The sequence below is a fragment of the Sulfitobacter sp. SH22 genome (assembly GCF_965641905.1).
Taxonomy (GTDB): Bacteria; Pseudomonadota; Alphaproteobacteria; order Rhodobacterales; family Rhodobacteraceae; genus Sulfitobacter.
In genome coordinates this window covers 113,516-135,710 of sequence record NZ_OZ282573.1, presented here as the reverse complement: position 1 = coordinate 135,710, position 22,195 = coordinate 113,516, and the positions used below count along the sequence as shown (strand labels likewise).

Genomic DNA, 22,195 nt, shown 5'->3' with positions numbered 1-22,195 from the left:
GGCCCTGATCTGCATGGCAACCCAAAAGCTGTACGCTGGCGCGAAACTGCGCGAATTGCGCACCAAGATTGGTAGCACGCAAAAGAACTTTGCCGCCAAGCTGGGCGTGTCCCTGCCCTATTTGAACCAGATGGAGAACAACAACCGTCCCGTCAGCACGACAGTGGTTCTGGCGCTTGCCTCTGAATTCGGGATGGACGTGACCGAACTGTCCAGCGGAGACAGCCAGCGTCTGGTCAGTGACATGCGCGAAATCCTGTCCGACCCCTTGTTCGAAGGCGACACCCTGCCCCTGGCCGATCTGCAACTGGCCGCATCCAATGCACCGGGGCTGGCGCGCGCCTTTATCAAGCTGCACCAAAGCCATCGGCAGACCCATGAACGCCTTGCCTATCTGGACGAGGCATTGGGCCGCGAAGATGCCCGTGCCTCCCCCAGCCCCTGGGAAGAAGTGCGCGATTTCTTTCACTATTGCGACAATTACATCGACGCAGTTGACCGCGCCGCCGAACATTTCGCCCGTGCCCATAGCGATGGAAAAACCCTCAAGTCGGCAGCGATTGCGGCCCTGACAGCCGTTGGCATCACGGTCAGCTTTGATGATGTGCCTGCCTTGCGCCGCTTTGAACCCGCCGCCGGGATTTTGCACATTTCGTCGCGTGCCCCGCAAGAAACCCAGCTGTTTCAACTGCTGTTCCAGACGGCGATGATCCGGCAGAACGACCTGCTTGAAGCGACCCTTGATCTGGCCCGTTTTCACAGCGGTGCCGCGCGTGACATCGCCAAGATCGGGCTGGCCAATTATTTCGCCGGTGCCGCGCTGATGCCCTACCAGACCTTTCTGGCCAAGGCGCAGGAATGCCGCCATGATCTGGAAATTCTGGCGGGGCAATTTGGTGCGTCGATCGAACAGGTCGCGCACCGCCTGTCGACGCTGCAACGCCCCGGATCAAAGGGAATTCCGTTCTTTTTCGTGCGTGTCGATCAGGCCGGTACAATCACCAAACGCCATTCTGCCACACGGCTGCAATTTGCGCGGTTCGGCGGGGCCTGCCCGTTGTGGAATGTGCACAGCGCGTTTGAAACACCGGGCCGTTTCCTGCGCCAGCTTGCCGAAACGCCGGACGGGGTGCGCTATATCTCTCTGGCGCGGGACATCTCGAAGCCGGCGGGTCGCTTTGGCGCACCGGTGCGACGGTATGCTATTTCGCTGGGCTGCGAGGTGCGCCATGCCGCGGCCATGGTCTATGCCGACGGGATGGACACCAGCCGCGCATCGGCCTTTGAACCTATCGGGATTTCCTGCCGCATCTGCGACCGCAAAGGCTGCCACCAGCGGTCTGTGCCGCCGCTTGAACGGCAGTTGGTCGTCGATCCCGATCTGCGCGATGTGCTGCCCTATCAGGTGAAGTGATCAGCGCCGCGCGGCGCGCCACCCGGCGGCGCGGGCCTCGCTTGCGGAACAGAACCAGCGTTCGCCTTTATCTGTACGGATCGAGGTGCGTTGATAATCCCGCTGCCCGACCACATGGAAAATCCGCGCGCCTTTGGCGCTGATGTTGCCCTTGATCGTGCAACCGTTCTGCCCCACCTGCGCCGGTGTTTTGGCAGCCGCCGTCTGTGCATCGCGTTTGCCCGCGCGAAATTCCGAAGGACGGATCAGGCGATAGGCATGGATGCCACGGCCCGCCCGGATCGCGGCCTTTTCCACGGCAACGTAATCGCGGGAATATTCTGCAAAGGCAAAGGCCAAGCCGCTGGCGACAAGGCTTTGCCCCACATCCACATTGCCCACAATACAGCGCGCCACACTGCGACCATAACGATCTGTATCGACTTGTTTGCACACTGCCTGCTTGCCCCGATAGGCATCGCGCACCTGCTTGGTCACGAAGGACCCACAGCGCAGTTCGGTCCCGCCCGCATCGGTGCAGGTCTGGTCCCCTTCGGGGGCATCAATGCCGAAAAGCCGCACGCGCGTCCCGCCCACGTCAAACGTATCGCCGTCAATGACATGGATGGTGCCCGTAATACGCTTTTCGGCAGCATGTGCAGCGGGGCCGAGGACAAAAATGACCAAGGCAAGGGTCAGGTGTAAACAGAATTTTAACATCCACCATGACTGGAGCGTTTGAGCGCCCCAATCAATGACATTTGTTAACTTTAGTTAATTTTCTCCCGAACCGCAGCCCGCCTAGCGTTGGGACGTCTGCCAATCGGGATGGATCCAGGGTTCGTCATTCGACGCGGCCAAGGGATCATGCCCCAGAATATGATCGGACATCTTTTCACCCACCATGATCGACGGCCCGTTCAGGTTGCCATTGGTGATGCGCGGGAAAATCGAACTATCCGCAACGCGCAAGCCTTCAACACCGATCACCCGGCCTTGGGGGTCCACAACCGCATCCGGATCATCCGCACGTCCCATCCGGCAGGTACCACACGGGTGGTAGGCGCTTTCGGCGTGGTCGCGGATAAAGGCGTCCAGCTCGTCATCGGTTTGCACATCGGCACCGGGCTGGATTTCCCCCTTCACAAAGGGCTTGAAGGCGTCTTGCGCAAAAATCTCGCGGGTCAGGCGTATGCAATTGCGGAATTCCTCCCAATCGCGGTCCTGCGACATATAGTTGAACACGATTTTCGGCGCATCGGCAGGATCACCCGACCGAAGCGAGACCGCCCCGCGAGATGTTGACCGCATCGGGCCGACATGGGCCTGAAACCCGTGCCCCTCTGCCGCGGCCTTGCCGTCATAGCGCACGGCAATGGGCAGAAAATGATACTGAATATCCGGGTATTTGATCCCAGCTTTGGACCGGATGAACGCCGCCGATTCAAACTGGTTGGACGCGCCCAGACCGGTCTTGGTGAACAGCCATTGCGCGCCGATCATGGCTTTGGACACAAGGTTCCAGTGCTTATAGAGCGTAATCGGCTGGCTTGCGGCCATCTGGATATAAAGCTCCAGATGATCTTGCAGGTTCTGGCCCACGCCAGCACGATCCGCGACCACCTCAATGCCATGTTCCGCCAGATGCGCGGCAGGCCCGATGCCCGACAGCAACAGCAACTTGGGCGAATTGATCGACGACGCGGCAAGGATGACCTCGCCACTTGCGCGCAACACTTGGGTCTTGCCGCCACGCAACACTTCGACACCCACGGCGCGGCCGTCCTCGATCACCACGCGCTGCGCGAGGGCGCGGATGATTTCGACATTGCCGGTCTTTTGCGCAGGCCGCAGATAGGCATTGGCCGCAGACCAGCGCCGCCCGCCAAAGACGGTCTGCTCCATCGGGCCAAAGCCCTCTTGCTTTTCGCCGTTGTAATCGTCGGTCGCCTCGTATCCGGCCTGTTTTCCGGCCTCGACAAAAGCCTTGAACAACGGGTTCTTGCGCGGGCCACGTGACACATGCAGCGGGCCGTCCTTGCCGCGCCATTCCGCATCGCCCCCGTGGTTGCCGCCATGCCAGTGTTCCATGCGTTTGAAATAGGGCAGCACATCGGCATAGCCCCACCCATCGGCACCCTGTTCGGCCCAATGGTTAAAATCCTCGGCGTGGCCGCGCACATAGACCATGCCATTGATCGACGATGACCCGCCAATGACCTTACCGCGCGGGGTTGCCAGACGGCGGTTGCCCAGATGCGGTTCGGGTTCCGATGAAAAACCCCAGTCATAGGTCTTCATGTTCATCGGATAGGACAAGGCCGCCGGCATCTGGATGAAAGGCCCCGCGTCGGTGCCGCCATGCTCGATCACCAAAACCTTGCGCCCGGCCTTGGCCAGACGATAGGCCATCGCACAACCGGCGCTTCCCGCGCCAACAATAATAAACTCGGCTTGCATCCCAGCTCCTTCTCGTGAGTCTCAGGCGGGTCAAGGATGCCGTCAGGCACCGCGCATCTGCGCGGCTTGTCCTTGAGGCGCATGGGACTCGCACCTTAAAATTGATCAGGTGACTTGAGGATCAGACTGATCCCTCAAGCACCTCTCAGCAAACAGACGGCCCGCCCCCTGCACCCACTCCGATCAAAAATCTGGGCTCAGGGTGCATCACGCGCCAAATATCGAATGCGCGTCAGCGCTCCTTTGGATCACACCCGCTTTAGAACGGGGCCTCCATATCGCCCATGCGCACATAGACGGATTTCAACTGGCTATAATGTTCGATCGCCGCCTTCGAATTCTCACGCCCGACGCCCGAATTCTTCATGCCGCCAAAGGGGGCTTCGACGGGGGCGTCGTTATAGGTGTTGATATAGCAGGTGCCCGCCTGAAAATTCGCCGCAACGCGGTGGGCGCGGGTCAGATCGCGGGTGAACACGCCGGCGGCAAGGCCAAATTCCGTGTCATTGGCGCGGGCCATCACGTCGTCTTCGTCAGTGAAATCCAGCACCGACATGACGGGGCCAAAGATTTCTTCGCGCGCGATGGTCATGTCGTCGGTCACATCTGCAAAGACGGTCGGCTGCATGTAGAAGCCCTTGCCGTCGATCGCCTCTCCGCCATAGACCAGACGCGCGCCCTCGGCCTTGCCCTTTTCGATATAGCCAAGGGTGATGTCCAGCTGACGTTTCGACACCATCGGGCCAAAGCTGGTGGCAGGGTCCATCGGGTCGCCGATCACCGCGCCCTCCAGCCGTTCGGCCAGACGCCCGAGGAACACTTCCTTGATGTCGGCATGCACGAAGACCCGCGTGCCGTTCGAACAGACCTGACCCGAGCTGTAGAAGTTGCCCAGAATCGCGCCGCTGACAGCGTTTTCTATATCGGCGTCTTCGAAGACGATGATCGGGGATTTACCGCCCAGTTCCATCGTGACGTGCTTCATCCCTTCTGCGGCGGCGGCATAGACCTTGCGGCCTGTGGGCACCGATCCGGTCAGCGATACCTTGTCGACGCGCGGGTCAGTGACCAATGCGGCCCCCACGTCGCCCATGCCTTGCACAACATTATAAAGCCCCGCAGGCAGACCCGCCTCGAACAGGATCTCGGCGACTTTCAACGCGGAAAGGGGTGTTGTCTCGGAGGGTTTAAAGATGATCGAATTGCCGCAGGCCAGCGCGGGTGCGCCCTTCCAGCAGGCGATCTGCGTGGGGTAATTCCACGCACCGATGCCAACACACACGCCCAAGGGTTCGCGGCGGGTATAGACCCAGTCTTCGCCCAGTTGGATATGTTCGCCGGTCAGCGTCGCGGCCAAGCCGCCGAAATATTCCAGCGCATCCGCTCCGCTGGTCGCATCCGCCACGGATGTTTCCTGATAGGGTTTGCCGGTGTCATAGGTCTCAAGGATCGACAGGTCGTGATTGCGTTCACGCATGATATCGGCGGCACGGCGCAGGATGCGGCCCCGTTCGGTGCCGGTCATGGCGGCCCATGCGGCCTGGGCTGAACGTGCAGCCGTCAGCGCCTGTTCGATGATGGCAGGCGTCGCGGCATAAACCGTTGCGATCTTTTCGCCGGTCGCAGGATAGATCACCTCGATGGGCGTGCCATTGGTGTCTTCGACATAAGAGCCGTTGATAAAGTGGCTGGCGGTAGGTTGGGTTTGCATAGTTCTCTCTCAATTCGGTTCTGCGCCCCGCGCGGGGCCGGAAAGCGTCTACTCCCCGCGGGGGAAGCGCTTGTTTTCTTCCAGAACATTCAAGTCCATGTGGTTGCGCATGTATTGCTCTGACGCCTTGCGCAGGGGTTGGTAATCCCACGGATAATAACCCCCCTTGCGCAACGCCTCGTAGACCACCCAGCGGCGGGCCTGGCTTTTGCGCACATCGGCGTCAAAGGCATCCAGATCCCAGCGGGCATCAGCTTTGGCGCGCAGGGTCTGGCGCGTGCCCTGATGGGCGGGTTCTTCGGCCAGATTGGTCAGTTCATGCGGATCGGCGTCCAGATCGAACAGCTGATCGGGGTCCAGCGTGCAGCGGTTGTATTTCCACTTGCCATAGCGCAGCGATACCATCGGGGCTTGCGTGCCTTCGGCGGCATATTCCATCGCGACGGGTTCGGTACGTTCAACCCCCTGCCCCATGGGCACCAGCGACTGGCCCGTTGTCCATTCCATCACCTCGTCCATCGACACGCCCGCCAGATCGCACAGGGTCGGGCAGACGTCGATATTGCTGACGGGGGTCTCGTGCAAACCGGGCTCCATCTGCGGGGCCGCGATCATCATCGGCACGCGGGACGAGCCTTCGAAAAAGCTCATCTTGAACCAAAGGCCACGTTCGCCCAACATATCGCCGTGGTCCGACACGAAAACGATGATCGCCTCTTGGCGGGTGTCCTCGAGGGTTTGCAAAATCTCGCCGATCTTGTCGTCAAGATAGCTGATGTTGGCGAAATACGCTTGCCGCGACCGTTTGATGTGATCCTCGGTAATGTCAAAGCTACGCCAGTCATTGGCATCAAAGATGCGTTTGGAATGGGCGTCCTGCGTGTCATAGCCCAGATCAGAGACCTCGGGCAGCAGATGATCGCAGTCGTTGTACAGATCCCAATATTTCTTGCGTGCCACGTAAGGGTCATGCGGGTGGGTAAAGCTGACCGTCATGCACCACGGGCGGTCGTCAAGACCGCGTGACAGATCGTAAATCTTGCGCGTTGCCTCAAAGGCGACGGCATCGTCATATTCCATCTGGTTGGTGATTTCGGCCACGCCCGCACCTGTGACCGACCCCATGTTGTGATACCACCAGTCGATCCGTTCCCCGGGTTTGCGGTAATCGGGCGTCCATCCGAAATCGGCGGGGTAAATGTCGGTTGTCAGACGTTCCTCGAACCCGTGCAGCTGATCGGGACCGACGAAATGCATCTTGCCCGACAGGCAGGTGTGATAGCCCGCACGGCGCAGGTGGTGCGCATAGGTCGGCACGCTTGACGGAAATTCCGCCGCGTTATCATAGACACCCGTGGCGCTTGGCAATTGGCCCGACATGAACGCCGCACGCCCCGGCGCGCAGAGCGGGCTGGCGGTATAAGCGTTCTTGAAACGGGTGGACCGTGCCGCCAGTTTCTTGAGGTTTGGCGCGTGCAGCCAGTCTGCCGGCCCATCGGGGAACAGCGTGCCATTCAACTGGTCGACCATCAGGATCAGGATATTGGGTTTGGTCATGGTTTGCTTTCGATCAGGGTGTTCAAAAGGGACAGCGCTTGCGCACAGGCGGCAGGCGCACTGCCTTTGTCGGACAGGGCGGCACGCAGATACAGTCCGTCGATCAGCGCGGCGAGGGTTTCGGCGTCCTGTTCAGGCCGGGCCGAAATCGGCCGCAGCGCGTGGGTCAGGTTTGACCGCAGGCGCGCCTGATAGACGATCAGCAAGCGATAGGTTTCGACATTGGTGCGCGACGACGCGTATAGCGTCATCCAGGCGCTGACCGTCGCCGGATCAAAGCAGCTTTCGTCAAAGCTGGCCCTGATGATCGCCTCGGCGCGGGCGATGGGGGTATTGGCCTTGCGCAATTCGCGCCGTACTTCGGCGGAATATTCCGACAGAATATAGCGCATCGCGGCAAGAAATATCTGATCCTTGCCGCCGAAATAGTGATGGGCCAGGGCCTTTGACATGCCTGCACGGCGCGCGATCTGGTCAACGGTAACATCCAGTGACTGCGCGGCCCCGATTTCGGCTATCGTCGCCTTGACCAGCGCATCACGCCGGATCGGTTCCATTCCAAGTTTGGGCATTGTCGGTCCTCAACGTTCCCGGCATCCACGATTCCGGCTGTTAAGACAGACTTAGGGTTATTGACCCGCGAGTCAATAACCCGCAGGTGGCTGGCACTATGCGCCCCAACGCGTTGCGCAACGATAAAGACGGTTAAAGTTTTGTCGCAGGGCTGGCCGGGGTGATCTGGCGGTTCAACATCGCCTCGCGCCAGGTGATAAAGGTCACCGAAGCCAGAATGACAAAGCCGCCAAAGATAACCCAAATATCGATCGGCTCTGCAAAGACGACCGCGCCAAGGGCCGTGGCCCAGACCAGTTGCAAAAACGTGACCGGCTGGGTGACCGTCAGCGGTGCCGCAGCAAAAGCCAGCGTCATGGTGTAATGCCCCGCCGTGGCAAAGCAGGCGACAGTGGCAAGGATGCCCAGCTCCTGCATCGTCGGGGCGATCCAGACGGGCAGCGCAAAGGGGGCCAGCATGAGCGTCACAAACAGCGACATCATCGCGACCACCACCGATGGCTTGACCTCGTCCGCAAGCACCTTGGCCAGCAGATAGGCCCCGCCAAACACCACCGCAGCGATCAGCATCGCATAATGCCCGCCAGCCAGTTCGCGAAACCCCGGCCGCAGGATGATCAGCGCCCCCATCAAGCCAAGCGCAACCGCAACCATCCGCCGCATTGCCAGCGTCTCACCCAGAAACAGCGCTGCACCGATGGTCACATATATCGGCGCAAGATAATTCATCGCGGTGACTTCGGCGATGGAAATGCGGGTCATCGCATAGAACCACAAGATCACGCCAATGCCGTGCAAGCCGCCGCGCACACTGAACAAGGCCCATTGCCGCCGTGTCAGATGTGCCGCCCGCAAGGCCCCGATGGCGGGCAGCAGAAACACCAGCCCAAAGCCGTATCTGATGAATGCCGCCTCGGCAGAGGGCAGCCTGGGCCCCATATATTTCACCAATGCCGTGACGCAGATGAACAAAAGCCCTGTGACAACCATCCAAAAGATGCCGGCGACAGGTCGGTGGGGGTATGCGGTGCTCATGGGCTATACATTCCTGAAGCGGGGGGCGATCACAAGGTCACATCAACAACAGTTTGGCCGCGATCGCCCACATGGTCACCGCAATCAAGCCGTCAAGGATCTGCCAACTGCGCGGTCTGGCAAACAGCGGGCTCAGCAGACGCGCGCCGTAGCCCAGACCAAAGAAGAACACGAAACTGGCGCTTACCGCCCCTGCCCCGAAGGCCAGCCGGTTATCATATTGCGCCGATATCGACCCCAGCAACACCACCGTATCAAGATACACATGCGGGTTCAGCCAGGTCAGCGCCAACAGCGTCAGGATCGTGCCGCGCAAGGTCTGGGTGTTGAGCCCTTCGGCCTCAAGTGCGGCCCCCCCGCGCCATGCAGACATCGCGTTGCGCGCGCCGTACCAGATCAGAAACGCCGCCCCGCCATAGCGCATCACCGGTTCGAACCACGGCAGCGCCTGCCCCAAAGCGCCAAACCCCGCGACACCCGCAGCAATCAGCATCGCGTCGGACACAGCACAGGTCAGACAGACCCAGAACACATGGCTTTTGCGCAAACCCTGCCGCAAAACAAAAGCGTTCTGCGCACCAATCGCCAAAATCAATGTCAGGCTTAATGCGAATCCGGGCAGAAAGGCGTTCATCTCGACCTCTTTGAAACAGACCGTCTGCCTAACATGAAACATTAAATCCGCAAACGAAAACGGTGGTTTAGCCGGATTTCACGGGTTAACAGCGATTTTTTTCAACAGCGCATGAAACAAATGCGTGATCTGGTGCGTAACTACTAGCGAAACCGAACAACAAGACCTATCTGCCCCCCAATGCAATTAAGGAACGATGTCATGTCAGACGAAAAACAGAAGCTGGAAATCAGCCAGGAAGAATTGACGCTTATCGAAGCGGCACTTCACACTCAGGCTAAAATTCTGGGCGTTCAGGCAAGCGCCGGCGGTTCAAAGGCATTGGCCCGCCTGAACGACGTCAAACGCGCCTTGACAACGATCACCCAGCAAAAGCCCGCCGCAAAGGTGGAAAAAAACCGCATGACAGGCGTATTTTTCAGCATGTCGCGGATGTTCGGCTAAAGCCAAAACCAGATAGGTCACGAAAAAGCCGCCCCCGGTCACCGGGGGCGGCTTTTTTGCGCCTTGTGGAAAGGTCGGATTATGCAGCGCGGCTTAAAGCTGCGCCATCACCTCGTCAGAGGCTTCAAAGTTTGTGGTGACCCGCTGCACGTCATCGTCATCTTCCAGCGCATCAATCAGCTTCATCAGCTTTTCCATGCCTTCCAGATCCATTTCGGTGGTGGTGGTCGGACGCCACACCAGCTTGGTGCTATCTGATTCACCCAACTCGGCTTCCAAAGCCGTGGCAACATCGTTCAGATCCGTATCAAGACACCAGATGACATGCCCGTCTTCGGTGCTTTCCACATCTTCGGCACCGGCCTCGATCGCGGCCATCATGACGGTGTCGGCGTCACCAACCTCGGCGGGATAGGTGATCTCGCCCTTGCGGTCGAACATGAAACCGACGCTGCCGGTCTCGCCCAGATTGCCACCGTTCTTGGTGAAAGTTGAGCGCACCACCGATGCCGTCCGGTTGCGGTTATCGGTCATGGCTTCGACGATGACGGCCACACCATTGGGGCCATAGCCCTCATAGCGGATTTCTTCGTAATCCTCGCCCTCGCCCGCCGAAGATTTCTTGATCGCGCGGTCGATCACGTCCTTGGGCACCGAAACCGATTTGGCTTCCTTGATCGCCAGACGCAAACGCGGATTTTTGTCCGGATCGGGGTCGCCCATTTTGGCCGCAACGGTGATCTCTTTCGACATCTTCGAAAACACCTTCGCGCGCAACTTGTCCTGACGACCTTTACGGTGCTGGATGTTTGCCCATTTTGAGTGGCCTGCCATGGTAACCTCGTGTGCGTAATTCCTGAACTGTGGCCTTATAGGCCAGCGTTTGCCCGCGAACAAGCCACGCCGCATGACTCCCGCCAACTTCTCTGGCTCACAAATATCCTCGGGGGTTTGGGGGCAGACAGCCCCCATCGCGACTGCTAGGTCTAAAGCCCGCTTCCCAATTTCAGGCACGCCCCCCAATGACCCAAGACCAGATCATCCTTTTTACGCTTTTTGCAGCCGTCTTTGGCATGCTGCTATGGGGCCGCTTCCGCTATGATCTGGTGGCGTTTTCCGCCTTGATGATCGCGGTCGTGCTGGGCGTGGTGGACAGCAAAGACGCATTCGACGGCTTCGGCCACCCCGCAACCCTGATCGTCGCCCTTGTCCTCATCGTATCCGCGGGGTTGGTCCGCTCGGGGGCGGTGCTGTTGATCACCCGCACCATGGTAGACGCGTCCCGCCGCCTGGGTGCGCATATTGCGTTGATGGGGCTGATCGGCGGCGTCTTATCCGCGTTCATGAACAACGTCGCGGCCCTGGCCTTGCTGATGCCGGTGGACATTCAAACCGCACGCAAGGCGGGGCGCAATCCGGGGCTCAGCCTGATGCCGCTCAGCTTTGCGACAATTCTGGGCGGGATGGTCACGCTGATCGGCACACCGCCCAATATCATTATCGCCTCAATCCGGCAGGAATCGCTGGGCGCGCCATTTGGCATGTTCGACTTTGCCCCCGTGGGCGGGATCGCGGCGATTGCGGGGCTGGCTTTTGTTGCCCTGATCGGCTGGCGCTTGATCCCCGGCCGCGACGATAGCGCGCTCAAACCCGAAGACCTGTCCCAATATATTGCCGAGCTGACGGTGCCCGAAGGCAGCAAGCAAATCGGCAAACGTCTGGCCGAACTGCAAGATGTCGCCGACAAATCCGACGTGGTGATCCTTGGCCTGATCCGCGAGGGCCAGCGCGTTTACGGTCAGGCCCGCAACGTGGCCTTGCAAGCCGGTGACGCGCTGGTGCTGGAGGCCACGCCAGACGCGCTTGACGAATTCCGCAGCACCCTGAATTTTCTTGTCGCCGACACCACACGCCACGACCTGCTGCATGCGGATGGCGAAGGCGTAGAGATCATCGAGGTGGTCGTGCCCGCCGAGTCCCGCCTGAACGGGCGCTCGGCCCAAACGGTCGGCCTGGCATGGCGGCAGCGGTCGGTACTGCTGGGCATTTCCCGACAAGGCAAAAAGATCACTGCCCAGCTGCGCAAAACCGAATTGCGCGCCGGTGATATCCTGCTGCTGCTGGTGCCCCGCGACACGGCGGCCCATGTGGTGGAATGGCTCGGCGTATTGCCTCTGGCGGATCGCGGCCTGGCAGTGACCGAGAACAGCAAGGTCTGGCTGGCCATCGGGTTGTTTGGCGGGGCCGTGACGGCGGCCAGCTTTGGGCTGGTCTATCTGCCCGTGGCCCTGGGATTGGTCGTCGTGGCCTATGTGCTGGCCAGGATCGTGCCCTTGTCAGAGCTATACACCCATATCGAATGGCCCGTCGTCGTGCTGCTGGGGTCGATGATCCCGCTGGGTGCCGCGCTGGAGACATCAGGCGGCACCCAGCTGATCGCCGGTGCCCTGGTCGGGCTAACCGAAGGCATGCCCGCATGGATCGTTTTGACGGTTTTGATGGTCGTGACGATGACCCTGTCGGATGTGCTCAATAACACGGCAACGACCATCGTGGCCGCCCCCGTCGGCATCCAGATGGCCCAGAGCTTGAATGTCTCGCCCGATCCTTTTCTGATGGCGGTCGCTGTGGCGGCCTCCAGTGCGTTTCTCACCCCGATCGGGCATAAGAACAACACCTTAATTCTATCCGCAGGTGGATATAGGTTCGGCGACTACTGGCGTATGGGGTTGCCATTGGAGATCATTGCGATCGTCGTGGCGATACCTTCGATCATGTTCTTCTGGCCTTTGTAGTATGGAAAAAGTGAGGGGATGCGTTGCTGCACCCATGCTTCTCAAGTGCACTCACAGTACACCCTGAGACCTCCTATAAGCCTCACTGAGTGCTGCGCTAGGGGTATGCCATATAGATCATAGGAGCTACCTACCCAGCGTGGCACCCCCGTCCCCTTGGCGTTAACTCAGGGATCACGAGGGGGCCACGGGGGGTAAAGGTGGAAGGCTCACGTATATTAAGGCACTCGGATTTTTTGGGACAGAAACTAATCGGCTGGCTGTCGACCATATTGGCTGGCTGTCGACCATATTGGCTGGCGACAGCGCTTGCCTATACGCTGGTATGTGCCTAACTCTGCTCCAATAGATTTTATTGAGGTCATTATGGACGTATCACAAGTAATTAACCTAGGGACTTGGAGCGCTGAGGCCCTTCCTGATCTCATACAAAAGTATACCGCTCTTCATCAGGTCTTAAAACACAACGCGACACAGCAACAAAAAAATCCTGTTCGCGAAGCTCACCGCACTCTTCTCCACGCTCTAGAGCAGATGTCCTTTGACCGACTTACGAATGAAGAAGTCGATCTCTTGAGCCGCTTAGACGCATTGCAATATCTTGGTAAAAAGGGTGCTCACATCGTCACAGATATTGTCACTATGAGCGATTTTGACCCTGCTTCCGCTGCTGCAGACCTGCAGGGCCTGATCCAAAGACTGCAAACCGCAAATCAAGATATTTCTGCAGCCAAAGACGCTTTAAAGAAGCTCGACTTGGAGTTCATCCCAGACGAGATGGTGCTAATGGAACTCCCGCAAATACGGGTTCGCTTCAAGGATGGAGCGTCAATAGATGACGTTTCTCGCCTTAAAAAGTGGAGCGCTGACTGGTATGACATCGCTCGAGGCGCAGCTATGAGTGTCGGAGAACCCCCCCAGTCGGTGAAGGTCGTTGGTGCCAGTAATGGTTCTGTCATCGTAACGCTGACTGCCGTCGCATCGGTGACGATCGTTCTCGCGATTATTGCTAAGAATGCAGGTCGCGTCGCTAGTGAAGTGCTGAGTATCGCCAATGACATCGAAGATTTTCGACACAAGAAAAGGCTCAACACGATCATTGAAGACGAATTGAAGCGTCAGCAGACGTTTGTCCAAGATACAGGTACCGAAGACACGATTGCAGAAATCAAGAGTGCTGTTTCGCTTCAGATCGAACACGAGACCGAAGCCGTTCTTCGGAAATCGGTGTCCAAATATTTCGACTTCTATGCGAAAGGAGGAGATGTGGACTTCATCCCCCCTCGTCACCTTCCAGAGCCTGACGAAGAAAACGAAGACGGCGCTCTGATTGCGGAGATTGCAGTTCAAGCTCAAGAGAATGACAGGCTGATAGGCGTAATAGAAGCGGTTAGAACGCAACAAGCTGAAATTTTGCAACTGATCAATCGCCAAGACGGTACGCCCAACAACGGACTAGAAACCGACGAGTAGGGTCACCTCAACTCTGCTCAGGCATCGCCAAGTTGGACGAACGGGCTGTTCGGGACAGTTCCCAATCCAGTGTGTTTTCGACGTCTCGCAGGACATTCACAGTGTCAGCGACCACACGGGCCTCTGCAATGAATGTGCGGTTTGGATTTGCTGCAATGATTGCGGCATGTTCGGCCTGACCCTTAGCGAGGGCTTGGCGGACGCCTACCAGCAGGCTACACGCCATCGCCCAGCTATTCATCTCTGTGGGTGTGGTCGTTTCAGTGGGTGTGTTTGTCATCTTATTGGTTCCTTGGTTGATGGGCCTCGTCGGCCTCGTTTTGATATGTGTCAGGGGTTGGCTTAGGGTTTCCTGAGGGGCTTCGTTCAGCCTTGGATGTGCTGAACCTTCGACCACCATGCGAGGGTATTCACAGGGAACGAACGCTTGCCATCACGGATGAAGTCGATCTCAGTTGATGGGGCTGCTCCCTCTCGGATCAGCTTACGAGCGATGTTGGGGTAGGAGCGCTTGTGACCTGTCGTCTGGGTGATCTCAGAGAGTTCTATAGTTATCATGGGGTGTCCTTCAGTTTGTCGTTTGTGACCCACCGTCCTTGCGGATGGCTGGGAGAACAGTACCGGTGACCCATGCCTTGAACTCGCGGGCCTCAGGCTTGCGGCTCTGGAGGATCAGGTCGTAGAGACCGCTCTCGGTTACGATCTTGTTCATCCGTCCCTTGGTGTTAGGGACACGGTAGCTTTGAACTTCGGTTGAACCGATGTTTAAGAGGGCTGTTGAGATGTTTGAGATGGAGAGCGCCTTGCAAACGTCAGCGGCGACGAACCAAGGGTTCCCGTCGATCTCCACGGTGCGGATGGTTTTGACTTAGCGTGTCAGCCACGCTCAGTGCATACGCTTCGGGATGATCTGGTACGGGGTGATTGCTGTGAAGTGACAGAACCTGAACGCGGTCAGGAGGAGCAGGTTAGCAAAGCTGAGCGGTTGCTTGTTCAGTACGGTCGAGTTGTTCTTCAAGTTCTCTCTCCTTTTCCTCTGCGGCGTTATCAGCCTCGGCCTCTTCCCTGCGTGTCCATTCAATGGTGAAGTCGATCACGTCCAACGGGGTGTTGAGGGTGTCAGCGATGGCCTGCTCAAGCTCTGCGATTGCCTCGCGCTGGGCATCGGTTATGCTGTCTATCCGTTTCCCGCCTTCGAGGTTCAGGCCACCGACCACGCCGATGAAGATCGTGTCGTGTCTACGGGTGGCGCTGCGTCCACGTGAGGAGAGCGTTTTGGGGTTGCGACCAATCTCGACCACCCCATCCAACCGGATCACGTAGTGGAAGGTACACCCCAGATAGCCCTTGCAGGCATCGAAGTAATCCATTGCGTGGGCGTCTACCCGGTCATCGGCGATGGTGTTGGTGTAGGAGATGTTCAGGCCTGTGGTCGATAACCGTTCACGGGTGGGGAACGTGTCCACCCGAAGGCGACACGCGGCGGGTCTGATGGTCAGCATGGGCGGGGGCCTCCTGTGTTGCTGTGGGTGGAGTTTTGCAGCGGACCACCCAAGCCTCGAGTTGGCTCATGGTGATCCTCTGGTTGGACACTGGGTCGCTGCCCTCTTCCACACGGGCGACTGTGGCCCAGTGATAGTCTGGGTTCTTGATCTTATCGCGGGTGAGGTCGAGGATTGCGGCTTCTATGTCAGCGTCCCAACACATCTCATTGAGGGGTGTCATAGTCTCAGGTGTTCCCGAGTTGCTCGTTCAAGTCCTGATATAGTTCGGCCCATGTGATCCCCCCGTGTTTACCTTGGGCGCGGTCAACGGCGTATCGTTCCACGACTTGGGCGACACCTGCATGGGCGCTGGCCATCTCTGACAGACGGTCGAAGGCAGGTTTGCCCATCTCGTTGAGTGCTGCCTTGGTCGATGCCTGTCGGACTTCGTTTTCAACATGTGTCGCCATTGCGCGTACATCGGCTGGCACATCGGCTTCAGCGATGGACCCGTCAGCCAGACCACTGAGAGTTTCAACGACATGGTCGACTTGAAGACCTGCAAAGGCGATCTCGGCTAGGCTGGTATCGTAGACCTGTCCCTCTGCGGCTGTCATCGAACCTGCGTCGATCAGTACGTTCAGCTTGTCGATTGCTTCGTCGTAGGTCGCAAATCCTGTTTCAGACTTCTTGACGGTCTCGACCATTGGCTCTGGGGTATCTGTCCGTTTCCTTGCGGAGCCAGCGTTCAGCCCTTCGTCGAACACCTGACCCAGAAGACCCAGCTCCCGTGCCTGCTTTGCTGTGACCTGCATTCCGGCCACGTTAATGAGATCGTTGTCGTTCAGATCGTCTGCGGTCTGGACCTCGCGGTTGAAGGACGCGCCGCCACCACTCAGGACGGTTACGCCTGTGGGCTGGTAGTTTTCGGAGGATTGATACCCTTTGTTGTCTTGGGTCATGGATTGGATTTCCTTGTTCAGATCAGCCCCAGTGAGGTCAGATCATATTGATTGGGTTGATGGTTGAAGGGGGCAGTTTGTGCCTTCCCACGGTGGGTCAGCCACTCGAGTTGTCTGTCGCGGACCTCTATGAATTTCGAGAGCCTCTCGGCCTCCTTGAGCTTCTCGAGTTGCTCGGGGGTAAGCTCATCCTGATCGATGCCCAGTGCTTCTGCACAGGCGGCGCAGTTCATATGAGCTTCATCGAACAAGACGAACGGGGTCTTGCACTCGAAGCATTTACGATACCGCACCCTGAGGCCCTCAGAGATACACTGAGGGCATCTCGTGGCCTTCTGGCGGGTTGTGTCGAAGTCTTCATGGCAGGCCCCACAGCGCCTTGTGACGACCTCGCGTGGCTTCTTGGGGTTCGCTCTGGGCATGGTGATATCCTTTGACTTTGTGGGGTGCCGATGTGAGCACTGGCGTTGAGCACTGGCGTTGATCAGGGCTGCTTGAAGAGCCAATCGGTGGCGCTGGGCTGTGGTGTGTAGGTGGGAGCCTTCCATGCCCTCACAGCGGCCCTGTGGAGCCTGTTGGGCGTCCTCTCGTCTGCTGGGGCATCAACACCCTCGGGCCATTGACCGTTGATCTTACCAGAGGCCCTACGCAGTCCATGACCGTGCTGAGGAGACCACGGAACATGATCGGGCAAGTAGTGGTCAAATGGGTGATCGCCGGGGCCTTGAGTGGGCTGTGAGTTACGCGGGACGATCACACTGCGGTGGAATGTGCCATCCTCGACGCCCTGTAGGTATATGACTGTCGCTGTCTGGCCGACCTCACGGGTGACGCCCAGCGCCTTGGCTGTCTTGAGGACGTGGGTGCCAATCACTTCGAAGTCGGAGTGTTCAAGGCGGTAATTGCGGCGCACCTCACGCCCCTTGAGTGACCCTGTATCTCCTGTGGGTCTGATCAGGTTGCGACGAAGCATGAACGATGCACCACAGAGCCAGCGGGCGTACCTTGTGCCGACCCCAAGGTGATTGACTGCCAGATGGTAATGAATGGCAGCGACTGTAATCGACACCGCGTCCGGTGGCTTGCGTCTACCAACCAGCATGTGGGGCAACCTACGTGATGCAGCGATGCGGGGCCGTGCCATCAGCATGTTGTAGGAATAGATTGGTCGGTCTCCCCACGACCCCTCCCTGTGGCGGACACCTCGGGCCAACCTCACGGCATTCCTGAGTTCATCCTTGGTCGGGTTGATCTGGGTGAGCGTCTGCTTGGCGATGGCCCTGAGTGCATCGCTTGGTATGTAGCCGCCTGTGGGGATACCCTTCATCTGCCATCGACGACGACACAGCCAACATAAGCCTGTCTCTCGGCGGGCTTTGAGATCGCTTGGGGCTATCGCTGCGGAACACGCGAGGTTGCTGCAAGGATGGTGCATGGCAGACCTCCTTGCTTATGGGTTTGGGGTGCAGACGTAAAAGGTCACAGTCACCGATGAAGGCGCTGGACGGGTCTGCTTATGGTGATTGGGATTGGGTGTGACCTACCTGCATGGCCTGATACTGATCGTCTATACACAATAAGGTAGTTGGTATGGGATGATCACCATTCACCAACACGTACCCTTCACTGGAGATACACCTGAGGAATGCCCATAGAGGAACTATAGAATTTACCCTCGTACGTCTTCTCATAAGGGGGGTGGAATTTAACCACCTGAAAACAAACACATTTTCAGACCCTCGATTTCAGACCCACCGAGGCGTCCCCGACCGACAAACGGACGCCATTCTTCAAGCGTATCCAGATCGAAATACGCTGGCTGGCACCCCTCCCATCGCGATAGACCTTTGCCTCATCGACCAGCTTGCGGACCCATTGGTTGGCCTCAGGAATGGACAGAAGGACGATCTCGGAGGGAACCGAACCGTAAACGCGAGTTGACCTTGAGACGGTCTCCAGATTGCGGAGGCTCTCTTCGACCTCTGCTTCGGCTGCAAGTACAAGGCGGTCTAAGGCTGCATTGGGGCGTTTGCCCACGCGGGCTTGGAGATACTCGAGGTTGTCCTGAGCGGCCATGAGTTCCCCCTCAAGGCCTTCTGCTTCTGCACTTGTCTCCACGCCAAAGGCTTTGACGATCTCTGGCCACTCATCCATCAGCACTTGGTCGATATAGGACACAGCCCCCAGATACTTGTTGGTGACGTAATCGACGTAGGACACCGACCTGTTGTTCTTCTTGGCCTTGGCCTTGTTGCCCTCGTCAGACTTCAAGACACCTACCAGACGGCCCCGACATTGGCCCTGCTGTTTCACCTTGAGCGGTGCAGCGCCTGTCTGAATGCGGTGACGGACACGGCGGGCGATTTCCTCGTCGACAATACGCGGGTAATAGTCTGCGACAGTATCGATGATCACGCGCTCTTTCTTGGTCCCCTTGCCAATCTGAAGTGTGCCGTAGGGGGTCACTTCGCGTACCAACATGTAGACAAGCGGACCTGTCCAGTTGCCTTTCCCAGATAACGTGGGAATGCCTCTGTTTCGAAGATCAGTGGCCATACCGCTGGTTGGCTCACCGTTGGCGTATCGTTCAAACAGTTCTCGGATGAGAGCGGCCTTGTCTTCAATGACTGTGAACGTGCCATTCTCTAGGCTGTCACCCTTGAACTTGATCCACGCGGGAACCTTGGTGGTACGCTTACGGCTACCATCGGCCACCTTCTCAGCGTTGCTTTTCCACGCCGCCCCTACCCGCTCAGATTTGTACCTGCTTTCTTGGTTCGCCCTATCGAAACCAGCCAGCATAATGAAGGCATCCCCAAGTGAGAGCGGCTCCCCTGCTCGATACATCTTGTTGTCACTTAAGGTGACCACATTGATACCAGCCAGAGTGATACGCTTGATCAACATGTACCCTTCGTCAAAGTGCTGACGTGACAGGCGGTCGAGGTTCTCAACTATGAGAATTGAGCCTTCTTCAATCGCCCCCTTCTCAACGGCCTCAAGGAATGCACCCAACTTCCCTACATCAGCATTGGCACCTTTGAAGGCTGAAACGCCCTTATCTTCGAAGGTCTCTGTTGAGAGGCTGTAGCCTTCCCGCTGGCACCATTCTTGCGCCCGCTTGGTCTGTCTCTCGATGGAGTTACCATCCCTCTGGCCCTCCGAGGAGAACCTGACGTAGCTGTAGGCGATGGTCTGATGTTGATCTGGCATGTTGTGCATGTTCATGGCGTATCCTCTCGAAGCGGTCAAACGGTGATGGAGTAAATCAGGAGAGGGGTAAAATGGGACCGAGCGAACCACCCGATCCCCCTTCGCCTCACTGAAAGGACACAGCTTCAATGTCGGCTATCTTGTCTTCGAGAGCAGCACAGTCCTCATCGCTATACCTTTCGGCTTCACTCCCAGTCATACGGGCGAGGTCTTCACGTAGGTCCCACAGGGCTGTGTCTACGGCATACTGCAAGGCGGCTTCGGGTGTCTCAAAGTGGTTCAGGTTCATGTGTTTTCTCCAGTTGGCTATAGGTCCACATCGGACCCTTTGGGTTAACTCTCATCTGTGAACACTGGAAAACACCCATAAAACATAGAGATAACGAAGAAACCTTGGGTGCAACTCAGCGTCACACTCAATGGATAATGCTATACCCCAGATAAGGTCAACACGTTGATCCTTGGACCCGGGGGGTATTCCTTTGGGGATTACTGGCGCATGGGGTTGCCGCTTGAGATCATCGTCGTCGCGGTGTCCATTCCGGCGATTTTGGTGTTCTGGCCGTTGTGATCTGGCCCCCACGCATAGCATAAATTGAGGGCCAGCCCTCACACACAGCACCACGTGGGGGCCAGCCCCCACACCCCCGGGATATTTCCGAGCCAGAGAACGGGGGGCGAGGCGTTCTACCAGATGAGGGGGATGATCGCCGAGACGATCACGGACATTGTCAGGTTCAGCGGGATGCCGATGCGCATGAAATCGGTAAATCTGTAGCCGCCGGGGCCGTAGACCAGCGTGTTGGTTTGGTAGCCGATGGGTGTCGCGAAGGCACAGGAGGCTGCGATCATCACCGCAACCACCAGCGGGCGCGGGTCCATCCCAAGGGCCGCTCCGAGGCTGATGGCAATGGGCGTCATGATCACGGCCACCGCATTGTTCGAGACGATCTCGGTCAGGGTTGTGGTCAGCAGGAACACCGCAAAGATCACATAGAACGGCGAGAGCGTCCCCAGAAACGGCGCGATCGTGTCGACGATCAGGCTGATTGCGCCCGAGTTTTGCAACCCGACCCCAATGGCGAGCATCGAAAAAATCAGTGCCAGCAGCCGCCCGTCGATGAAGGTGAAGGCCTCGTCTGCATCGATGCAGCCCGTGGCCAGCACAAGCGCCACGGCAATCACCGCCAGCAGCAGAATGGGGGCCACGTTCAGGGCGGCAAGAATAACAATGCCCGAAAGGGCCGCAATAGCGATCGGTGCATGTCCGCGGCGGAACGCGCGTGCAGAGGGGTGCGACACGTCAACCATATCCATATCGGAGGCAAGCCGTTGAATATCGGCCATCGCCCCTTCGAGCAGCAATGTATCGCCGACTTTTACGATCAGTTCATCCAGTTGCCGCCCGATGTTCTGGTTCCGGCGGTGGACCGCCAGCGGATAGACCCCGTAGCGGCGGCGCAGGCGCAGCGCGCCCAGCGAGCGGCCGACCATTTTGCAGCCCGGTGTGATCAGTACTTCGACCGTCGAGGTTTCAACCGCCGACACCTGGTCAACGCGTTTGAGTTCCTTGTTGGCTTGCAGGCTGAGCAGTTCTGTCATCTGCGTGCGCAAGACCACGCGGTCGCCGACCTGGAGCTGAACCGCGCCAAGATCGCGGCGCAGCGACTGGTCGCCGCGCACCACGTCGATCAGCCGCACGCCTTCGCGTTTGAACAGTTGCACGTCCAGAACATCACGGCCGATCAGGTTGGATTCAGGTGGGATCACGGCTTCGGTAAAGAACTTCATCTTCGAGCGGTCGGTCAGCATAGACGCCATGCTGTCACGGGCGGGCAGAAGTTTGGGCGCGAAGACCGCCATGTAGATCAGGCCCCAGGCACAGACCACAAGGCCAATGGGCAGGATTTCGAAAATGCCAAAGGGCTCAAGGCCCTGGGAGCGCGCCACACCATCCACCAGCAGGTTGGTCGAGGTCCCGATCAGGGTCAGCGAGCCGCCCATGATCGCGGCATAGCTGAGCGGGATCAGCAGTTTGGATGCCTTGGTGCCCAAGGTCTGGCTAAGCTGCACGACAACCGGGATCATCACCACCACCACAGGTGTGTTGTTCATAATCGCCGAGGCCGCCATGACCGCGATAATCACCCCCACCACAGCCGTTTTCGGATGGGTTTTTGCATAGCGTTCAGCCAGCCGCGTCAGCACGTCCAGCGCGCCTGTGCGCACCAGCGCGCCCATCACGATGAACATCGCCGCAATCGTCCAGGGGGCCGAGTTTTGCAGCACCGCCTGTGCGTCGTCATAGGGCAGGATGCCAAGGACCAGCATCACGGCGGCCCCTGTCAGTGCAACCACCTCGGTCGGGAGGGACTCGCGCAGGAACATGATGAACATGACCACAACAATCGTCAGCGCAAGGATCGCAGAGGTGCTTTGCGACAGATTGAGAAAATCCATT

General features: G+C 58.3%; 21 protein-coding genes. 4 read left to right on the top strand and 17 right to left on the bottom strand.

Features of this window, described 5'->3' with window-relative positions; all coding sequences use genetic code 11:
- Window positions 1–13 precede the first annotated feature (13 nt).
- The gene (locus ACSQ13_RS02750) at window positions 14–1,414 is read left to right on the top strand and encodes a helix-turn-helix domain-containing protein (protein ID WP_176248542.1); all 1,401 of its coding nucleotides are present in this window, start codon (window positions 14–16) and stop codon (window positions 1,412–1,414) included.
- On the opposite strand, the gene ACSQ13_RS02745 is transcribed toward ACSQ13_RS02750, so the two are convergent.
- The 7 genes from ACSQ13_RS02745 to ACSQ13_RS02715 form a co-directional block, all read right to left on the bottom strand.
- The gene (locus tag ACSQ13_RS02745) at window positions 1,415–2,113 is read right to left on the bottom strand and encodes a thermonuclease family protein (protein WP_176248543.1); all 699 of its coding nucleotides are present in this window, start codon (window positions 2,111–2,113) and stop codon (window positions 1,415–1,417) included. It abuts the gene before it with no gap.
- Window positions 2,114–2,194: 81 nt separating this feature from the next.
- Window positions 2,195–3,853 carry a choline dehydrogenase gene (gene betA, locus ACSQ13_RS02740; RefSeq protein WP_176248544.1) on the bottom strand — a complete coding sequence of 553 codons (1,659 nt, stop codon included), beginning with the start codon at window positions 3,851–3,853 and terminating at the stop codon, window positions 2,195–2,197.
- 259 nt (window positions 3,854–4,112) lie between these two features.
- Window positions 4,113–5,564, bottom strand: coding sequence for a betaine-aldehyde dehydrogenase (gene betB / locus ACSQ13_RS02735; RefSeq protein WP_176248545.1), 1,452 nt, complete (start codon window positions 5,562–5,564; stop codon window positions 4,113–4,115).
- A gap of 48 nt (window positions 5,565–5,612) precedes the next feature.
- Window positions 5,613–7,121 carry a choline-sulfatase gene (gene betC / locus ACSQ13_RS02730; RefSeq protein ID WP_295511861.1) on the bottom strand — a complete coding sequence of 503 codons (1,509 nt, stop codon included), beginning with the start codon at window positions 7,119–7,121 and terminating at the stop codon, window positions 5,613–5,615.
- A complete protein-coding gene (betI, locus tag ACSQ13_RS02725) occupies window positions 7,118–7,693 on the bottom strand; it encodes a choline-binding transcriptional repressor BetI (protein ID WP_176248547.1) in 576 nt (191 codons plus the stop codon). Before betI ends, betC begins: the two co-directional genes overlap by 4 nt.
- Before the next feature lie 133 nt (window positions 7,694–7,826).
- Window positions 7,827–8,729 carry a DMT family transporter gene (locus tag ACSQ13_RS02720; RefSeq protein WP_176248548.1) on the bottom strand — a complete coding sequence of 301 codons (903 nt, stop codon included), beginning with the start codon at window positions 8,727–8,729 and terminating at the stop codon, window positions 7,827–7,829.
- 37 nt (window positions 8,730–8,766) lie between these two features.
- Window positions 8,767–9,363: a LysE/ArgO family amino acid transporter gene (locus ACSQ13_RS02715; RefSeq protein WP_295511859.1), complete on the bottom strand. Its 597-nt coding sequence runs from the start codon at window positions 9,361–9,363 to the stop codon at window positions 8,767–8,769.
- A gap of 201 nt (window positions 9,364–9,564) precedes the next feature.
- Here ACSQ13_RS02715 and ACSQ13_RS02710 point away from each other — a divergent pair, with 201 nt between their 5' ends.
- Window positions 9,565–9,807 (top strand): hypothetical protein, encoded by a 243-nt coding sequence (locus tag ACSQ13_RS02710; protein WP_295511857.1) that lies wholly within the window; start codon window positions 9,565–9,567, stop codon window positions 9,805–9,807.
- 93 nt (window positions 9,808–9,900) lie between these two features.
- On the opposite strand, the gene ACSQ13_RS02705 is transcribed toward ACSQ13_RS02710, so the two are convergent.
- Window positions 9,901–10,641, bottom strand: coding sequence for a YebC/PmpR family DNA-binding transcriptional regulator (locus ACSQ13_RS02705; protein ID WP_176248551.1), 741 nt, complete (start codon window positions 10,639–10,641; stop codon window positions 9,901–9,903).
- 188 nt (window positions 10,642–10,829) lie between these two features.
- Between ACSQ13_RS02705 and ACSQ13_RS02700 the strand changes: the two genes are divergently transcribed.
- Both ACSQ13_RS02700 and ACSQ13_RS02695 read left to right on the top strand, forming a co-directional pair.
- The gene (locus ACSQ13_RS02700) at window positions 10,830–12,602 is read left to right on the top strand and encodes an SLC13 family permease (protein ID WP_295511855.1); all 1,773 of its coding nucleotides are present in this window, start codon (window positions 10,830–10,832) and stop codon (window positions 12,600–12,602) included.
- A gap of 366 nt (window positions 12,603–12,968) precedes the next feature.
- On the top strand, window positions 12,969–14,075 hold the full coding sequence (locus ACSQ13_RS02695; RefSeq protein WP_295511854.1) for a hypothetical protein: 1,107 nt from the start codon (window positions 12,969–12,971) through the stop codon (window positions 14,073–14,075).
- A 7-nt stretch (window positions 14,076–14,082) separates the two neighbouring features.
- Here the strand turns inward: ACSQ13_RS02695 and ACSQ13_RS02690 are convergent, their stop codons facing one another.
- From ACSQ13_RS02690 to ACSQ13_RS02650, 9 genes are all read right to left on the bottom strand, one after another.
- Complete coding sequence (locus ACSQ13_RS02690; protein WP_295511852.1) at window positions 14,083–14,355, bottom strand: hypothetical protein; 273 nt, start codon at window positions 14,353–14,355, stop codon at window positions 14,083–14,085.
- A gap of 288 nt (window positions 14,356–14,643) precedes the next feature.
- Window positions 14,644–14,925: a BRO-N domain-containing protein gene (locus ACSQ13_RS02685; RefSeq protein ID WP_295511850.1), complete on the bottom strand. Its 282-nt coding sequence runs from the start codon at window positions 14,923–14,925 to the stop codon at window positions 14,644–14,646.
- Window positions 14,926–15,043: 118 nt separating this feature from the next.
- Entirely contained in the window at window positions 15,044–15,577 is a 534-nt protein-coding gene (locus tag ACSQ13_RS02680) for a hypothetical protein (RefSeq protein WP_295511849.1), read from the bottom strand.
- Window positions 15,519–15,800 (bottom strand): hypothetical protein, encoded by a 282-nt coding sequence (locus tag ACSQ13_RS02675; RefSeq protein ID WP_295511847.1) that lies wholly within the window; start codon window positions 15,798–15,800, stop codon window positions 15,519–15,521. The genes ACSQ13_RS02680 and ACSQ13_RS02675 overlap by 59 nt, the downstream gene beginning before the upstream one ends.
- 4 nt (window positions 15,801–15,804) lie before the next feature.
- Entirely contained in the window at window positions 15,805–16,521 is a 717-nt protein-coding gene (locus tag ACSQ13_RS02670) for a hypothetical protein (RefSeq protein WP_295511845.1), read from the bottom strand.
- Between the two features lie 17 nt (window positions 16,522–16,538).
- Complete coding sequence (locus ACSQ13_RS02665) at window positions 16,539–16,943, bottom strand: hypothetical protein (RefSeq protein ID WP_295511844.1); 405 nt, start codon at window positions 16,941–16,943, stop codon at window positions 16,539–16,541.
- 62 nt (window positions 16,944–17,005) lie between these two features.
- Complete coding sequence (locus ACSQ13_RS02660) at window positions 17,006–17,623, bottom strand: hypothetical protein (RefSeq protein WP_295511841.1); 618 nt, start codon at window positions 17,621–17,623, stop codon at window positions 17,006–17,008.
- A 629-nt stretch (window positions 17,624–18,252) separates the two neighbouring features.
- Window positions 18,253–19,749: a recombinase family protein gene (locus ACSQ13_RS02655; protein ID WP_295511839.1), complete on the bottom strand. Its 1,497-nt coding sequence runs from the start codon at window positions 19,747–19,749 to the stop codon at window positions 18,253–18,255.
- Window positions 19,750–20,421: 672 nt separating this feature from the next.
- Window positions 20,422–22,194, bottom strand: coding sequence for an SLC13 family permease (locus ACSQ13_RS02650; protein ID WP_295511837.1), 1,773 nt, complete (start codon window positions 22,192–22,194; stop codon window positions 20,422–20,424).
- Window position 22,195: the final 1 nt, after the last annotated feature.

Coding starts and splice junctions, on each gene's coding strand:
- ACSQ13_RS02750 (WP_176248542.1), top strand. CDS start 14: ATGGCAACCCAAAAGCTGTACGCTGGCGCGAAACTGCGCGAATTGCGC.
- ACSQ13_RS02745 (WP_176248543.1), bottom strand. CDS start 2,113: ATGTTAAAATTCTGTTTACACCTGACCCTTGCCTTGGTCATTTTTGTC.
- betA (WP_176248544.1), bottom strand. CDS start 3,853: ATGCAAGCCGAGTTTATTATTGTTGGCGCGGGAAGCGCCGGTTGTGCG.
- betB (WP_176248545.1), bottom strand. CDS start 5,564: ATGCAAACCCAACCTACCGCCAGCCACTTTATCAACGGCTCTTATGTC.
- betC (WP_295511861.1), bottom strand. CDS start 7,121: ATGACCAAACCCAATATCCTGATCCTGATGGTCGACCAGTTGAATGGC.
- betI (WP_176248547.1), bottom strand. CDS start 7,693: ATGCCCAAACTTGGAATGGAACCGATCCGGCGTGATGCGCTGGTCAAG.
- ACSQ13_RS02720 (WP_176248548.1), bottom strand. CDS start 8,729: ATGAGCACCGCATACCCCCACCGACCTGTCGCCGGCATCTTTTGGATG.
- ACSQ13_RS02715 (WP_295511859.1), bottom strand. CDS start 9,363: ATGAACGCCTTTCTGCCCGGATTCGCATTAAGCCTGACATTGATTTTG.
- ACSQ13_RS02710 (WP_295511857.1), top strand. CDS start 9,565: ATGTCAGACGAAAAACAGAAGCTGGAAATCAGCCAGGAAGAATTGACG.
- ACSQ13_RS02705 (WP_176248551.1), bottom strand. CDS start 10,641: ATGGCAGGCCACTCAAAATGGGCAAACATCCAGCACCGTAAAGGTCGT.
- ACSQ13_RS02700 (WP_295511855.1), top strand. CDS start 10,830: ATGACCCAAGACCAGATCATCCTTTTTACGCTTTTTGCAGCCGTCTTT.
- ACSQ13_RS02695 (WP_295511854.1), top strand. CDS start 12,969: ATGGACGTATCACAAGTAATTAACCTAGGGACTTGGAGCGCTGAGGCC.
- ACSQ13_RS02690 (WP_295511852.1), bottom strand. CDS start 14,355: ATGACAAACACACCCACTGAAACGACCACACCCACAGAGATGAATAGC.
- ACSQ13_RS02680 (WP_295511849.1), bottom strand. CDS start 15,577: ATGCTGACCATCAGACCCGCCGCGTGTCGCCTTCGGGTGGACACGTTC.
- ACSQ13_RS02675 (WP_295511847.1), bottom strand. CDS start 15,800: ATGACACCCCTCAATGAGATGTGTTGGGACGCTGACATAGAAGCCGCA.
- ACSQ13_RS02670 (WP_295511845.1), bottom strand. CDS start 16,521: ATGACCCAAGACAACAAAGGGTATCAATCCTCCGAAAACTACCAGCCC.
- ACSQ13_RS02665 (WP_295511844.1), bottom strand. CDS start 16,943: ATGCCCAGAGCGAACCCCAAGAAGCCACGCGAGGTCGTCACAAGGCGC.
- ACSQ13_RS02660 (WP_295511841.1), bottom strand. CDS start 17,623: ATGCTGGTTGGTAGACGCAAGCCACCGGACGCGGTGTCGATTACAGTC.
- ACSQ13_RS02655 (WP_295511839.1), bottom strand. CDS start 19,749: ATGAACATGCACAACATGCCAGATCAACATCAGACCATCGCCTACAGC.
- ACSQ13_RS02650 (WP_295511837.1), bottom strand. CDS start 22,194: ATGGATTTTCTCAATCTGTCGCAAAGCACCTCTGCGATCCTTGCGCTG.